11 protein-coding genes are annotated in these 15,280 nt (G+C 53.1%); 6 read left to right on the top strand and 5 right to left on the bottom strand.

The window, feature by feature from the left end:
* Positions 1-27: 27 nt before the first annotated feature.
* Entirely contained in the window at positions 28-2,850 is a 2,823-nt protein-coding gene (gene uvrA / locus K5L82_RS00470) for an excinuclease ABC subunit UvrA (protein ID WP_223132795.1), read from the bottom strand.
* Between the two features lie 179 nt (positions 2,851-3,029).
* Between uvrA and K5L82_RS00465 the strand changes: the two genes are divergently transcribed.
* Together K5L82_RS00465 and ssb are read left to right on the top strand one after the other, a co-directional pair.
* Positions 3,030-4,400 (top strand): MFS transporter, encoded by a 1,371-nt coding sequence (locus K5L82_RS00465; protein WP_223132794.1) that lies wholly within the window; start codon positions 3,030-3,032, stop codon positions 4,398-4,400.
* Positions 4,401-4,456: 56 nt separating this feature from the next.
* Entirely contained in the window at positions 4,457-5,002 is a 546-nt protein-coding gene (gene ssb, locus K5L82_RS00460) for a single-stranded DNA-binding protein (protein WP_223132793.1), read from the top strand.
* A 72-nt stretch (positions 5,003-5,074) separates the two neighbouring features.
* Here the strand turns inward: ssb and ntrC are convergent, their stop codons facing one another.
* From ntrC to glnA, 4 genes are all read right to left on the bottom strand, one after another.
* A complete protein-coding gene (ntrC, locus tag K5L82_RS00455; protein WP_223132792.1) occupies positions 5,075-6,508 on the bottom strand; it encodes a nitrogen regulation protein NR(I) in 1,434 nt (477 codons plus the stop codon).
* Positions 6,505-7,605 carry a nitrogen regulation protein NR(II) gene (gene glnL, locus K5L82_RS00450; RefSeq protein ID WP_223132791.1) on the bottom strand — a complete coding sequence of 367 codons (1,101 nt, stop codon included), beginning with the start codon at positions 7,603-7,605 and terminating at the stop codon, positions 6,505-6,507. The genes ntrC and glnL overlap by 4 nt, the downstream gene beginning before the upstream one ends.
* A 238-nt stretch (positions 7,606-7,843) precedes the next feature.
* A complete protein-coding gene (locus K5L82_RS00445; RefSeq protein ID WP_133006530.1) occupies positions 7,844-8,368 on the bottom strand; it encodes a DUF4124 domain-containing protein in 525 nt (174 codons plus the stop codon).
* 194 nt (positions 8,369-8,562) lie between these two features.
* Entirely contained in the window at positions 8,563-9,966 is a 1,404-nt protein-coding gene (glnA, locus tag K5L82_RS00440; protein WP_133006529.1) for a glutamate--ammonia ligase, read from the bottom strand.
* Positions 9,967-10,358: 392 nt separating this feature from the next.
* Between glnA and typA the strand changes: the two genes are divergently transcribed.
* The 4 genes from typA to K5L82_RS00420 all read left to right on the top strand — a co-directional run bounded on the left by typA (position 10,359) and on the right by K5L82_RS00420 (position 15,274).
* On the top strand, positions 10,359-12,170 hold the full coding sequence (typA, locus tag K5L82_RS00435; protein ID WP_133006528.1) for a translational GTPase TypA: 1,812 nt from the start codon (positions 10,359-10,361) through the stop codon (positions 12,168-12,170).
* 182 nt (positions 12,171-12,352) lie between these two features.
* Entirely contained in the window at positions 12,353-13,315 is a 963-nt protein-coding gene (pip, locus tag K5L82_RS00430) for a prolyl aminopeptidase (protein WP_223132790.1), read from the top strand.
* A gap of 109 nt (positions 13,316-13,424) precedes the next feature.
* Positions 13,425-13,880 carry a D-aminoacyl-tRNA deacylase gene (gene dtd / locus K5L82_RS00425; protein ID WP_223132789.1) on the top strand — a complete coding sequence of 152 codons (456 nt, stop codon included), beginning with the start codon at positions 13,425-13,427 and terminating at the stop codon, positions 13,878-13,880.
* A gap of 413 nt (positions 13,881-14,293) precedes the next feature.
* The gene (locus K5L82_RS00420; protein WP_133006525.1) at positions 14,294-15,274 is read left to right on the top strand and encodes a porin; all 981 of its coding nucleotides are present in this window, start codon (positions 14,294-14,296) and stop codon (positions 15,272-15,274) included.
* The last annotated feature ends 6 nt before the right edge of the window (positions 15,275-15,280 follow it).

Below are 15,280 nucleotides of genomic sequence, written 5' to 3'. Positions count from 1 at the left end.
GGCCGACGTAGTTTTGTCGTGTGTTCCTTATTTTTCCAGCATCGGTTTTAGGTATTTCCCGGTGTGGGAGTTTGCGTTGTTCGCTACGTCTTCAGGAGTACCTTCCGCAATAATCTGCCCGCCACCAGAGCCACCTTCAGGGCCCAGATCGACGATCCAATCCGCTGTTTTGATGACGTCAAGGTTGTGTTCGATCACCACGATTGTGTTGCCGTGGTCTCGTAACCGCTGCAATACGTTCAGCAATTGTTGAATGTCGTAGAAGTGTAGGCCAGTTGTTGGCTCGTCCAGGATGTAAAGGGTCTTGCCTGTATCCCGTTTGGAGAGCTCTTTAGCGAGCTTCACACGCTGCGCCTCACCGCCAGATAGTGTGACGGCACTTTGTCCTAAGCGGATGTAAGATAAGCCCACGTCGATGAGGGTTTGAAGCTTCCGGGCCAGGAAGGGTACGGCGTCGAAGAATTCGCGGCCTTCCTCCACGGTCATGTCGAGCACTTCGTGGATGTTTTTGCCTTTGTAGCGAACTTCCAGAGTTTCCCGGTTGTAGCGTTTGCCTTTGCAGATGTCGCAGGGCACGTATACATCGGGCAAGAAGTGCATTTCTACTTTAATCACGCCATCGCCTTGGCAGGCTTCGCAGCGTCCGCCTTTGACGTTGAAGGAGAAGCGGCCAACTTTATAGCCTCTTGATCGGGCTTCTTGGGTGCCGGCGAATAATTCACGTATTGGTGTGAATAATCCCGTGTAGGTGGCCGGGTTGGAACGGGGGGTTCTGCCGATGGGGCTTTGGTCAATGTCGATGACTTTGTCCAGATCGTCCAACCCTTTGAGGTTTTTGTAGGGGGCGTGGGTCAAGCTGGTGGCTTTGTTAAGTTTCGCGGCCGCGACCGGGTACAGTGTGCTGTTGATTAATGTGGACTTGCCAGAGCCGGATACGCCGGTTATACAGGTCATGATGCCTAAGGGTAGGGTCAGTGTGACGTCTTGCAGGTTGTTGCCTGTGGCACCGGTCAGTATGAGGTTTTTCCCATTGCCTTTATTGCGCTCCGGCGCTATCGCGATGCTTTTTTCGCCACTTAGGTACTGTCCAGTTAGTGAATCTTTGTTGGCGATGATATCGGCGGGAGTGCCTCTTGCGACCACTTGGCCGCCATGTACGCCGGCGCCGGGTCCAATGTCGATGACATAATCGGCGGCGCGGATAGCATCTTCGTCGTGTTCTACCACGATGACGGTGTTGCCCAGATCCCGTAGATGGGTAAGGGTGGCAAGTAGACGATCGTTATCCCGTTGGTGCAGTCCTATGGAAGGCTCGTCGAGAATGTACATAACACCGACAAGGCCCGCTCCGATCTGACTGGCCAGGCGAATCCGTTGAGCTTCACCGCCGGACAGGGTGTCGGCGCTTCGCTCCAGTGTCAGGTATTCGAGGCCAACGTTGACCAGAAACTGAAGTCGTTCGCGAACCTCTTTCAGAATTTTGTCAGCTATTTCGCCTTTACGCCCGGGTAGCGTCAATTCGCCGAAATAGCGGTGTGCTTCACCTACCGGCATGCGAGTTACGTCTGGCAAGTTTTGTTCTTTGATAAATACGTGCCGAGCGCTCTGCCTTAAGCGGGAGCCGTGGCAGTCTTTGCACGGCTGGGTGCTGAGGTTTCGGGCCAGCTCCTCACGCATGCTTTGAGACTCAGTTTCCCGATAGCGGCGTTCCAGATTAGGTAGGATACCTTCAAAGGGGTGTGCCTTTTCGATGATTTGTCCACGGGAGTTAACGTATCGGAAGGTGACTTCTTCACTCCCGGTTCCGTGCAATAGGGCTTCCTGAAAATCTTCGGGCAGTTCATCCCAAGGTGTTTCGAGGTCCATGCTGTAATGTTCGGCAACGCTGGTTAGCATCTGGAAGTAATAGACCGCGCGGCGATCCCATCCTTTGATGGCGCCCGACGCTAGCGTTGCTTCAGGATGCTGAATGATTTTTTCAGGATCGAAAAACTGTTTAACGCCCAGTCCGTCACAAGTGGGGCATGCACCTGCGGGGTTGTTGAAGGAAAAAAGCCGCGGTTCAAGCTCGCTTAGGGAGTAGCCACACTGGTTACACGCGTAGCGGGCGGAAAACGTATGCTCTTCGCCTTCGCCTGACATGGGAGCGACGAGCGCGATGCCGTCGGATAAGTCGAGGGCCGTTTCGAAGCTTTCCGCGAGCCGCTGTTCAAGCCCCGGTTTTACTTTGAATCGGTCAACCACGACGTCGATTTGGTGTTTGCGCTTTTTATCGAGGGCGGGCACGTCGTCGATGTCATAGACGGTGCCGTCTACTCGAAGTCGAATAAAACCTTGGCTGCGCATGGTGTCGATGACTTGCAGGTGCTCGCCCTTCCGGTCCCGGATCACGGGCGCGAGGATCATCAATTTACTGTCTTCTGGGAACGCCAACACCTGATCCACCATTTGACTAACGGTTTGGGCTTCCAACGGTTGGTGGTGGTCTGGGCAGCGGGGCTCGCCGGCACGCGCAAATAGCAAGCGCAGGTAATCGTAGATTTCGGTGATGGTGCCCACGGTTGAACGCGGATTGTGAGAGGTGGACTTTTGTTCGATCGAAATAGCCGGTGACAAGCCTTCGATGTGGTCCACGTCGGGTTTTTCCATCATGGATAAAAATTGCCGTGCGTAGGTCGACAAGGATTCCACGTAGCGTCGCTGGCCTTCGGCGTAGAGTGTGTCGAATGCCAAAGACGACTTCCCTGAGCCCGACAGCCCGGTAATCACGATGAGTTTGTCCCGCGGCATATCCAGGTCGATGTTTTTCAGGTTGTGGGTGCGTGCACCCTTGATCTGGATATGGTCCATAACACCTCGCTTCCGATAAAAACGACCAGTATATCGTTTTAGGGAAGGCGCGGCTAAGTTGTCGACTCTACGTAGGGGCACCCCAATGTGAGTAGTCCCGTCGGAGCCAGTGTTCTGGTACAATGCGCGCCTCGCGGCCGAGGGTCGCGACCCCATTCATTCACTCCGGCACGGGTTATATGAACGCGCTAGAAAAACGCTCAGTCGCAGCTCTGGCTTCGGTATACGCCATGCGTATGCTGGGGCTGTTTATGGTTATGCCGGTGTTCGTTCTGTTGGGGAGTGATTTACAGGGAGCGACACCTGCTTTGATCGGCTTTGCGATCGGTGCATACGGTTTAAGCCAAGCGGTGTTGCAGATTCCATTTGGGTTGATGTCGGATCGGGTCGGGCGTAAGCGGATGATCTATATCGGCTTGATACTGTTTTCGGCGGGCAGTGTCCTTGCGGGCGTTGCGGACTCGATATACGGGGTGATTGCCGGGCGTATATTGCAAGGTGCAGGAGCCATCGCCAGTGTTTTGATGGCCATGCTCAGTGACCTGACTCGAGAAGAACAGCGCACCAAGGCAATGGCAACGGTTGGTATTTCAATTGGCTTGTCGTTTTCTGTTTCCCTGGTTGTTGGGCCACTGCTTGGCGCTGCTTGGGGTTTGTCCGGTATTTTCTACACCACCTCTGTGCTGGCGCTTCTGGCATTGATTGTGGTGGCGAAGGTCGTACCCACGCCGCACCAGCACAAGGTGAACGCTGAAACGCATCCAGCGCGTGAGATGGTTGGGAAGGTTCTGGCCGAGGGCCGTTTGTTGCGACTGGATTTTGGTATTTTTGCCCTGCATTTTGCGCTGACCGCGTTGTTTTTGGTGTTCCCGACCATTCTTAACGACCAGCTCGGGTTGACCGCCACTTCTCATTGGTGGTTTTACCTGACGGTGATGGTGACCTCGTTCTTTGCCATGGTGCCGTTTATCGTCATTGGTGAGAAAAAGCGTAAAATGAAACCCGTGCTCTGTGGCGCAATTGCGTTGTTGGCATTAGCAACGGCGGCAATGACCGGTGTAACGGATAGTCTGGGAGTGGCGTGGGCGGTCTTGTTCTTCTTTTTCATGGCGTTCAATTTGCTGGAAGCGAGTTTGCCGTCTTTGATCAGTAAGGAAGCGCCTGCGGCGAGCAAAGGCACGGCGATGGGGGTTTATTCAACGTCTCAGTTTTTAGGGGCGTTTCTTGGAGGCGCACTGGGTGGTTATTTGTTGCAGCAAACTGGCTTGGATGGCGTGCTGTGGTTAATGGCTGGCGTATTGATAGTTTGGTTGCTGGTAGCGCTCACCATGCCACCCCCAAGTTACACCGCCAGTTTGGTGGTGCAGTTGCGTGATGTGCTCGCAACACCCGTTGATGACATCGATCAACGTTTGCGAGGTCTGTCTGGCGTAGCGGACGTGGTTATTGTTGAAGAGGCCTTGACGGCTTATTTGAAAGTGGATCGTCAGTACTTTAATGAAGATCAGCTTGCGCACCTGGAATTTGTGCGGCAGGGTGACAATACTTAAACATTGGACGCTTGCAGGGAGTGCAGGCGTTCGGTCAAAAACACCAGGAGCAGAACATGGCACGAGGCATAAACAAGGTAATTCTGATCGGCAACCTGGGCCAGGACCCGGATACCCGATACACCCCAAACGGCAATGCAGTGGTTAACCTGAACTTGGCGACCGATGAAAGTTACAAAGATCGACAGACCGGTCAGATGGTCCCTCGAACCGAGTGGCACCGGATTGTTATCTTCGGAAAGGTGGCGGAAGTAGCCGGGCAGTATTTGCGTAAAGGGTCAAAGGTCTATATCGAAGGGCGTTTGCAGACTCGGAAGTGGCAAGGTCAGGACGGTCAGGATCGTTACACGACGGAGATTGTTGTGGATATCAACGGTCAGATGCAGATGCTGGATAGCCGCGGAAGTGAAGGTGGCATGAATCAAGGTGCTCCGCAGGGGCGCCCGCAGCAGCAAGCTCCAGCACCTCAGCAGCAGTACAATGCACCGCAACAGCCCCAGCAGTCTCAGCAACAGGGTGGCTACAATAATCCTGCGCCACAGCAGCAGGCGGGTAGCATGCCAGAGCCCATTGATGATTTTGACGACGACATCCCATTCTAAGGCGGGGGCGCGCATAAAAAAAACCGAGCAACTGCTCGGTTTTTTTATGGCTTCGCTTAATGGTGCTAACGGCTACTCATCCATTGTTTCTGGATGATCCAGATTTAGTTCGTTGATCTTTCGGGTTAAGGTGTTTCGGCCCCAGCCGAGCAAAATTGAGGCATCTCGGCGCCGCCCACCGGTATGCTTCAGGGCCGTTTCAATCATGATCTTCTCAAACTCTGGCACCGCTCGGTCCAGTACCCCCTTTTTACCACGCTTCAATTCCTGTTCTGCCCAGTTTTTCAGGCCTTCTTGCCAGGTCTGGCCAGTGGCATCGTTCTCGGACTCGGCTTGATCCAAGAGTTCCGGGGGTAAGTCGGCCACATGAATTTCGCGACCGCTCGCCATCACCGTGAGCCAGCGGCAGGTGTTTTCAAGCTGGCGAACGTTGCCAGGCCACGGCAGGGTTGAGAGGTATTCTTCAGCGTCTTTGCGCAAAAGTTTTGTTTCTACGGCTAACTCTTTCGCGGCTTGCTCGAGGAAGTGTTGCACCAGACGGGGGATGTCAGTCCGGCGTTCGGCCAGTTTCGGCAGATGAATCCGAATTACGTTCAAGCGGTGAAACAAATCCTCCCGGAAACTGCCGGCGTTTACCAGCTTCTCGAGATCCTGGTGGGTAGCGGCGATAATGCGAACATCCACTTTGATTGGAGTGGTGCCGCCAACCCGGTAGAACTCACCGTCAGCGAGAACGCGCAGCAAGCGGGTTTGGGTGTCGGCAGGCATGTCGCCGATTTCGTCGAGAAATAAGGTGCCGCTATTGGCTTGTTCGAAACGCCCTTGCCGAGTGCCTGCCGCACCGGTGAAGGCGCCTTTTTCATGGCCAAACAGTTCGGACTCAATGAGGTCTTTGGGAATGGCGGCCATATTTAACGCAATGAAGGGATTGCGGGCGCGGGGGCTGTGGTTGTGCAGTGCCTGAGCAACCAGCTCTTTGCCAGTGCCGCTTTCACCGTTGATGAGCACGGTGATGTTCGAATTCGAGAGCCGTCCTATGGCCCGAAATACTTCCTGCATGGCCGGTGCTTCACCAATGATCTCAGTGCTTTTCTGCACTTCTTCGATTTGGGGTTCGGCGGAGGCCCTTTGTTCATGGCTGTGAGCGATTGCGCGCTTGACTAGGGCAACTGCTTCATCCACGTCAAACGGTTTGGGCAGGTATTCGAACGCTCCTGTCTGATAACTTGTGACGGCGCTGTCTAAGTCCGAGTGGGCGGTCATGATGATGACTGGAACGTCTGGGTGCAGCGCGACAATCCGAGAGAGTAGGGTGATGCCATCTACGCCCGGCATGCGTATATCGCTGACAATGGCATCGGGCCGCTCACGCTCTAGTCGGGCAATGATGCCTTCGCCGCTGTCAAACGCTTGTACGTGCAAGCCTGCTTGGTTTAGCGCACGTTCAAGTACCCAACGGATGCTTTTGTCGTCATCGATGATCCAGACGTTTTCTCGCTGATTCATAAAGTGTCCTCCAGAGGCAGGAAAATAATAAAGTCGGTTTTTCCTGGCTCGCTTTCACATTCCACCAAGCCCCGGTGCTGGCCAATGATGCTCTGAGTGATTGAAAGTCCCAAGCCGGTGCCTGAAGCCCGGCCACTGATCATGGGGTAAAAAACATTCTGCAGTAGATCAGCCGGAATGCCGGGACCGTTGTCGATAATGTCGATGCGGCAAACCAGACGATGGCGTTGATGGCCAATGGTGAACTGCCGCAAGGTACGAGTGCGGAAGGTGATTGTCGGGGCGGTTCCCGCATCTGCAGTATTCTCGTTTTCGAATGCCGCCTCCATAGCGTTTCGAGCGATGTTCAAGACCGCTTGAATGAGTTGTTCCTTATCGCCCGAAAATTCCGGAATACTGGGGTCGTAATCTCGTAGAAGCTGAACTTTGCCCCTGCTTTCTGCTTCGATCAGGGTGCGTACCCGCTCCAAAATCTCATGGATGTTGGTGGGCGTAATTTTTAGGGCTTTGTTGGGCCCGAGCATGCGGTCGACCAAGCTCCGTAAACGGTCGGCCTCATTGATGATGACTTGGGTGTATTCCCGCTGGCCATCGCTGTCCAATTCGCGAGCGAGCAGTTGCGCTGCACCTCGAATGCCACCCAAGGGGTTTTTGATCTCATGAGCCATGCCGCGCACAAGAATGCGGGAAGCTTCCTGCTGGGAAATGATGTCTTCTTCCCGGCTGATGCGCAGCTGGCGGTCGATGGGGTGCAATTCGACTAATAATTCAATTGGATCAATGCTGATCGGGCTGACAGAGTAGTCCACCATCAGGCGTGATCCGGTCAGCAATGCGAACTCAGCTTCACGTCGCGTGTAAGATTGGCCGTTCTTCGCAGCTGCGTGCAAAGTTCTTAACGCGTTCTCTGAATCGATAAGTACATCGTGCAGCGGCGTGCCCTGAGTACGCATAAGGCTAGTCTCGAACAAGTTCTCGGCGGCCGGGTTCAGATAACGAATCGTCAGATCATCGCCCAGAACCAGGACGGCCGTCGTCAGGCTATCGAGAATACTTTTATACCCGGCGTTGAGGGTGGTTGATGGTCGAAACGACATGCAGGAATCCCGTTGGGCGCTTATGGTTATAGCTATGATTTAGCAATAAACGAACCAGTTTTGCTGTCTCGTCCAACTAGCCGTATTTTTGCAGGATTGGGCACCCGGGGAGCGCTTGTTGTGCTTTGAGTCGAGGCACGTAAGCTGATAAAGCCGCAAGCAGGCCGGGTTTGGCCCTTTGGTTACTCACAGCATGGCACCAAATTAGCGCGCTAGCACTAATTTGGTGCGATTTGTGTTACTGCGCAACGGAGGGGCGGTGCACCGTAAAGCGAATGGGTTGGCCAGTTTTAACCTGTACGCCGTTGCGGTCGATGATGTGGGCGACGGCATTATGGGTACCGCGATCGATGTTCGGAACGGTAACGGAGCCCGATGTGCTTTGGCCGACTGGCTGCCCGTCTAGTGTGATCTCGTATTTATGGCCTGCTTTCAGGCCGGGGGTACTTTGGACTTCAAAGGTGACAGTGCCGTTGCCGCTGTGAAAGGCTTGGTCATCTTGGGGGTAAGCGAAGGCGAGACTGGCATACGAGGCTCCTTCGCGTTCAACCTCTTCTCGCAGCTTTCGGGGTTCGCTAACGGCTTCGGGTTTGGGTAGCGTGATGGTGGTAACGGGCTTCACTTTGACCGTTTCGCCGCCCTTGATGGGTTCGTCGGAGAAGGTAACGTTGCCTTGTGCATCAACGTGGCGGTAAACCTCCGCCCAGCTGGTGGAGGCGGCAAGTAACAGCATTCCGGATGCGAGCGTGACAAAAATTTTCATGATGATGACCTGTGCTCTGGATAACTCATTTGATTATCCGGCGCAGCGGAAGGGATATCAACGCTGTGGGTGGCTCGCTTAGTTACATCTCGTTAAGAGCGACAGGTGTTGGTTGGATTTTGTGGAGCGGGCCACAAAAAAACCCGCCGAGGCGGGTTTTTCTCTGCTTCAAAACACTTTAACGGTGCATTGAATTAGCAGGAGTAGTACAGCTCGAACTCAACCGGGTGCGTGGTCATGTTGATGCGCTCAACTTCGGCACGCTTCAGATCGATGTAGCCTGCAATCATGTCCTCAGTGAACACGCCGCCACGAGTCAGGAACTCGTGATCGTCCCGCAGGGCATCCAGAGCTTCTTGCAGAGTCTCGGCAACCTTCGGAATGTTCAGTGCTTCTTCTTTCGGCAGGTCGTACAGATCCTTGTCCATGGCATCGCCAGGGTGGATCTTGTTCTGAATGCCGTCCAAGCCAGCCATCATAAGTGCAGAGAAAGCCAGGTAAGGGTTGGCTGCGGGGTCAGGGAAGCGAACTTCAACACGACGAGCTTTAGCGCTGTTCACGTACGGGATACGGATAGAGGCAGAACGGTTGCGGGCAGAGTAGGCCAGCATAACCGGTGCTTCGTAGCCAGGTACCAAACGCTTGTAGCTGTTGGTGGCCGGGTTGGTGAAGGCGTTGATCGCCTTGGCGTGTTTGATGATGCCGCCAACGTAGTACAGAGCTTCGTCGCTCAGGCCTGCGTAGCTGTCGCCTGCGAACAGGTTCTTGCCGTCTTTGCTCAGCGACATGTGAACGTGCATACCGGAACCGTTATCGCCAACTACCGGCTTAGGCATGAAGGTAGCCGTCTTACCGTAAGCGTGGGCAACGTTGTGCACGCAGTACTTAAGAATTTGTACTTCGTCTGCTTTATTGGTCAGGCTGTTAGGGCCTACGCCGATTTCACACTGGCCGGCGGTGCCGACTTCATGGTGATGAACCTCAATGGTCAGGCCCATGGATTCCATGGCGGCACACATGGCGCCACGCAGGTCGTGCAGGCTGTCTACCGGCGGTACCGGGAAATAGCCGCCTTTAACACCCGGGCGGTGGCCAATGTTGTTGCGGTCGAAGTCGTCGCCAGATACCCAAGCGGCTTCTTCTGAGTGGAGCTCATACATAGAGCCCTGCATGTCGGTCTTCCATTTCGCTGAATCGAAGACGAAAAACTCAGGCTCCGGGCCGAACAGCGCGCCATCGGCGATGCCGGTGGACTTCAGGTATTCTTCAGCGCGCTGGGCAACAGAGCGGGGGTCACGCTCATAACCTTGCATGGTGGTCGGTTCCACGATGTCACAGGTAATGTTGATGGTAGCTTCTTCGGTGAACGGGTCCAGAACGGAGCTGCTGTCATCCGGCATCAGGATCATGTCGGATTCGTTGATGCCTTTCCAGCCGGCGATAGAAGAGCCGTCGAACATCTTGCCGTCGGCAAAGAAATCTTCGTCAACCTCGGAGGCGGGCAGGGTTACGTGTTGTTCTTTGCCGCGTGTGTCTGTGAAACGCAGGTCGACCCATTTGACTTCGTGCTCTTTGATCAAATCAACAGTCTTGGACATTGTGCATGCTCCGTAAGTTATACATATTCGTTGTGCCGGATCGTTCAGCGAACTGAGGCCCGATCTGCTTGCAGGTGAGGGCAGCTTATCAGAAGCCGTTGGCCCTTACCTTTCAATTACGGCTGAAAGTACCTAAGCAAGGGGCTTGCCAGTTTGCTGATATTGCCTCACAAAAGCGCAGCCACGGGGGTTGCGGGCAACCCTAGGGCGCTTTGGGCTCGCCCTAGGTTGTTGCTGGCGGCTGAGTTGTGCACCGAAATGGTGCGCAAGGCCGATTAATGCCTATTAACAGTGCGCTTCGTGATTGATTACATATTAAGCACTAATCTTCATATTATCGCCATGGACTTTTCGATATACTGCGTCCCGCTAATTTCTGCAGGATACCCGTTGTGATTGATAAGCTTAGAAACGTTGCCATTATTGCCCACGTAGACCACGGTAAAACGACCCTGGTTGACCAATTGTTGCGCAAGTCCGGTACTTTGGACCGTAAAGAGCTCGAAAACGAGCGCGTTATGGACTCCAACGACCAGGAAAAAGAGCGTGGAATTACCATTCTGGCGAAGAACACCGCGCTGAAGTGGAAAGACTACGACATCAACATCGTGGATACCCCGGGACATGCTGATTTCGGTGGCGAAGTTGAGCGAGTCATGAGCATGGTAGACAGTGTTCTGCTCGTGGTCGATTCCATTGACGGCCCCATGCCACAAACACGCTTCGTAACGCAAAAGGCGTTCGCGGCAGGTTTGCGCCCGATTGTTGTTGTGAACAAAATTGACCGTCCAGGTGCGCGCCCGGACTGGGTTGTGGATCAGGTGTTTGATCTGTTTGATAACCTGGGTGCGACCGATGAACAGCTCGATTTTCCGATCGTATACGCCAGTGCTTTGAATGGCATTGCGGGTATGGATCACGAAGATATGCAAGACAACATGGACGCCGTTTTCCAGGCCATCGTTGATTACGTGCCAGCACCCGATGTTGATCTGGATAAGCCGTTCCAGATGCAAATTTCTCAGCTGGACTACAACAGCTTTCTGGGTGTTATTGGCATCGGCCGCATCGCGCGCGGCAAAGTGTCAACGAACACTCCGGTCGTAGCGATTGGCGCTGACGGTAAAAAACGTAACGGTCGAATTCTCAAGATCATGGGTCACTCCGGTCTGCAACGCGTTGAAGTGGATGAGGCGCAGGCAGGTGACATCATTTGTGTGAGCGGTCTGGATCAACTTTATATTTCTGACACCTTGTGCGATCAATCCAATGTTGAGGCACTGCCGGCACTCACGGTTGACGAGCCAACAGTCTCGATGACTTTCCAGGTCAACGATTCGCCGTTTGCGGGCAAAGAAGGTAAGTACGTAACCAGCCGTAACATCAAAGAGCGTCTGGAAAAAGAATTGCTCCATAACGTGGCGCTGCGTGTTGAAGAAGGCGACTCCGCGGACAAGTTCAAAGTGTCTGGGCGTGGTGAACTGCATCTGTCGGTTCTGATCGAGAACATGCGTCGCGAAAACTTCGAGCTGGCGGTTGGCCGCCCTGAGGTTGTGATCAAGGAAGTAGACGGCGAGAAGCAAGAGCCGTACGAAAATGTGATCATCGACATCGAAGAGCAGCACCAGGGCCCCATCATGGAGCAAATGGGTCTGCGCCGCGGTGATATGACCAACATGATCCCGGATGGAAAAGGCCGTATGCGTCTGGAGTACACCATTCCAGCCCGTGGCTTGATCGGGTTTCGGAACACCTTCCTGACCATGACTTCGGGTACCGGTATTCTGACCTCGACCTTCAGTCACTATGGTCCGGTGAAGCTGGGTGAAGTGACCAGCCGCCAGAACGGTGTCATTGTTTCTATGGCAACCGGTACGGCACTGACATACTCACTGGAAACTCTGCAGAGCCGAGGTAAGTTGTTCCTCGAGCCAGGCCAGGATATCTACGAAGGTCAGTTGTGCGGTATTCACAGCCGCGATAACGATTTGGTGGTTAACCCGACCAAGGGCAAGAAGCTGGATAACATGCGTGCATCTGGTAAAGACGAAGTTATCGGCCTGGTTCCACCCATCAAGCATACGCTTGAGCAGGCACTTGAGTTTATTGACGACGACGAACTGGTGGAAGTAACGCCTAAGTCGATCCGTCTGCGTAAAAAGCTTCTGACCGAAAACGAGCGTAAGCGCGCCGGTAAGAAGTAAAACACTGTTAGCCCGGAGTTGCAGGCAATCACGTCGACGAAAGCGCAGTCTTTCTATTCGTGATTGTCTTGCTGCTTCGGGTTAATTGCCTTTCGGATGAATCCTGTATTTTCTGCGTTAATTCTGTAATCCCTCCCGTTATTCTCGGCTAGACTTCCGTTATTCATTCATCGGAGTTAGTCATGCTTACTCTTTACCCCGAAATACAACCCTATGCTCGCCATCATCTTGCGGTGGGCGATATTCATGAGCTGTATCTGGAAGAATCCGGTAATCCCGAGGGTACACCGGTGCTCGTGGTGCACGGTGGCCCGGGGGGTGGTTGTGAGGACTACCATCGTCGATTTTTTGATGCGGAACGTTTCCGGATAATTTTGCTAGACCAGCGTGGCGCAGGGCGATCGACCCCGCTGGCGGAATTAGAAGGAAATACCACCGGCCATTTGGTGGCGGATATGGAAACGGTGCGCCAATTCCTCGGGTTGGACCGATGGCTGCTGTTTGGTGGTAGCTGGGGTTCCACGCTCAGTCTTGTCTATGCGCAAACGCATCCGGAGCGAGTGCTGGGGTTGGTTCTGAGGGGTATTTTTCTTTGCCGGCCCGCCGATATTCAGTGGCTTTACCAAGAGGGTGCGAGTCGGGTGTTTCCGGATTACTGGCAAGATTTTCAAGGGCTCGTTCCTGAAGAGGAGCGTGACGATATGGTGGTAGCTTATTACGAGCGTTTGATCAGCAATAATGAACTGGAGCAGATTCAGGCGGCGAAAGCTTGGTCTATTTGGGAAGGCCGTTGCGCCACGCTTCAGCCGAACCCAAAAGTGGTCGAACATTTCGGGCACCCCCACGTTGCGATCGCACTGGCTCGAATTGAATGCCATTACTTCATGAACCAAGGTTTTTTGCAGCCGGACCAAATTATTAATAATACTGATAAGCTGGCGGATATTCCGGGTATTATTGTGCACGGCCGATACGATATGGTGTGCCCGCTGGATAATGCGTTCGCCCTTAGTGCAGCGTGGCCTGAAGCTGAGCTGCAAATCATTCGCGATGCTGGGCATTCAGCCTCCGAGCCCGCTATTGTGGATGCGCTGATTCGTGGTGTTGAGCAAGTCGCCTCCAAGGGTGCGCCTTCAGCTGGTTGATTCTTAGACTTTTTGTTGACTTGGCGGGGTTGCGACCTGTGAGTAGCCTCTATACACTTTGGTTCGTTACCGTGTTTTAACCCTGTGAGCACAGTTGCCAAGGCACGAAATGAAAGGATTAATCCAGCGAGTATCGGTGGCAAGTGTTGCCGTGGGGGATCGCCAAATTGCCAGTATTGGTAATGGGTTGTTATTGCTATTAGGTGTGGAAAGGAATGATACCGCAATCGAGGCCAAGGAGCTGTGCCGAAAGATTCTCTCATACCGGGTGTTTCCCGATGAGCAAGGCCGGATGAACGTGAACGTTCAGGATTCTGGTGGCTCGCTTCTAATTGTTCCCCAGTTCACCTTAGCCGCGGATACCTCCTCCGGAACTCGGCCGGGCTTTTCTCTTGCGGCTTCCCCCGACGTTGCTAATCGTCTGTACGAAGAGTTTATCGGTCAGGTGAAGAGTCTGTTGGGACCTGAGCGTGTGCAAACCGGCGAGTTTGGCGCAGATATGAAGGTGGCGTTAGTGAATGACGGGCCAGTTACATTTTTGCTGGAAACGGGGCCGTCAAAATAGGTCATTTTGAAGTTGAATTAATAATGCCCGTGAGTGGGGCATTATTTGTAGAGTGGGGCCTTGCAGTCTAATTATAGTGCGTTCTCTACAAAAGGCTGGATATGCAACTTGTTGGCTATAAAGAAAATAATGGTTTTGGGCCTAAATTATGCTATGCAAGCCCATTGTGTTCGTAAGTATAAGTAGACGCTCAAGTTTTGATTTTGGATCGTGAATCGGTTAAAAATTAGCCGCTAAAAATTTGCAAAAATGTAATTGTTGTATTAAAAAAGGATCATCACAGGGAACTTTAACAGAGTTCTGTAAGTGACTGAGAATCAAGGCCCACGGTTTGCCTTGTTAGATAAAAAGAAAAGATCGGGCCTTAAGACCCGTCGAAGAACCTGAGTTAACTCACATAAGGAAGATGCAACATGAAAAAAACTATTCTTGCTTCTGCTATCGCAGCTGCAACCTTCTCTGGCGCTGTTATGGCCCAAGAAAGCAACCTGCCGACCGTTTACGGTAACATCCAGTACGTGTTGAAGCACACCAATGTTGATGGCGCTGGTTCCGCTGTTGAGCATGCTGATAACGGCTCAACCCTTGGCATCAAGCATGATCACGAAATCGCTCCAGGTATCACCGGTTTCTTCAAGTTAGAACTGGAAGGTATCGACGCTGACGACAAAGCTGCCAGTAACGGCATCGATGGCTTGGACGAAGCCTACATTGGTGTGAAAGGCGATAGCTTTGGTCAGGTTTGGGTTGGTTCTGACGACTCGATGTATGAGTCAGCAATTGACGAAATCTATAACTTTTACGAAGTTGGCTCTGACATCGGTGGCAACTACGAGACAGGTGAAGGCGATCTGATTCAGTACCTGTCTCCGTCCTTCGGTGGGTTTACCGTTGGTGCAGCTGTTCAGGTGAACGGCGACAGCACCACAGGTGGCAAGTCTTACCCATATCAGTTGGCAGCAATGTATACCGTTGACGCTTTGGAGCTGGCTTTCGCCATGGACTCCAACGACGGTACCACTGAATATTCCGGCACTGGCGCTGACATCAATAACGAAAACACCTATGGCCTGCGGGCCAGCTACAACCTTGATGATCTGCGTCTGACGGCTTCATACGAGACCCGTAAAGACGTAGCAGACGTTCTTGGTTTGATGGGTGTTTACACCATGGGCGCAAACCAGTTCGCGTTGTCTTATCAGCTGAATGACAACGACGTATCAGGTGATAAAAACGACACTATCGCTTTGCAGGCTCTGCACAATCTGTCAGACCACATGTACGTGTATGTTGAAGGCTACCTGTCGAACGGTGACAACGATGCGCAGTACACACTGGATGGCTCAGGTGACGAGCAGTCCATTGCAGCCGTTGGTGCTGTTTACTACTTCTGATCAGCT

The organism is Marinobacter sp. AL4B (genome assembly GCF_019916045.1).
Lineage (GTDB): Bacteria > Pseudomonadota > Gammaproteobacteria > Pseudomonadales > Oleiphilaceae > Marinobacter.
Note: the sequence above shows the minus strand (reverse complement) of the source record. Positions and strands in the feature narration are given on the sequence as shown.

Coding starts and splice junctions, on each gene's coding strand:
- ssb (WP_223132793.1), top strand. CDS start 4,457: ATGGCACGAGGCATAAACAAGGTAATTCTGATCGGCAACCTGGGCCAG.
- dtd (WP_223132789.1), top strand. CDS start 13,425: ATGAAAGGATTAATCCAGCGAGTATCGGTGGCAAGTGTTGCCGTGGGG.
- glnL (WP_223132791.1), bottom strand. CDS start 7,605: ATGTCGTTTCGACCATCAACCACCCTCAACGCCGGGTATAAAAGTATT.
- K5L82_RS00420 (WP_133006525.1), top strand. CDS start 14,294: ATGAAAAAAACTATTCTTGCTTCTGCTATCGCAGCTGCAACCTTCTCT.
- uvrA (WP_223132795.1), bottom strand. CDS start 2,850: ATGGACCATATCCAGATCAAGGGTGCACGCACCCACAACCTGAAAAAC.
- pip (WP_223132790.1), top strand. CDS start 12,353: ATGCTTACTCTTTACCCCGAAATACAACCCTATGCTCGCCATCATCTT.
- ntrC (WP_223132792.1), bottom strand. CDS start 6,508: ATGAATCAGCGAGAAAACGTCTGGATCATCGATGACGACAAAAGCATC.
- K5L82_RS00445 (WP_133006530.1), bottom strand. CDS start 8,368: ATGAAAATTTTTGTCACGCTCGCATCCGGAATGCTGTTACTTGCCGCC.
- glnA (WP_133006529.1), bottom strand. CDS start 9,966: ATGTCCAAGACTGTTGATTTGATCAAAGAGCACGAAGTCAAATGGGTC.
- K5L82_RS00465 (WP_223132794.1), top strand. CDS start 3,030: ATGAACGCGCTAGAAAAACGCTCAGTCGCAGCTCTGGCTTCGGTATAC.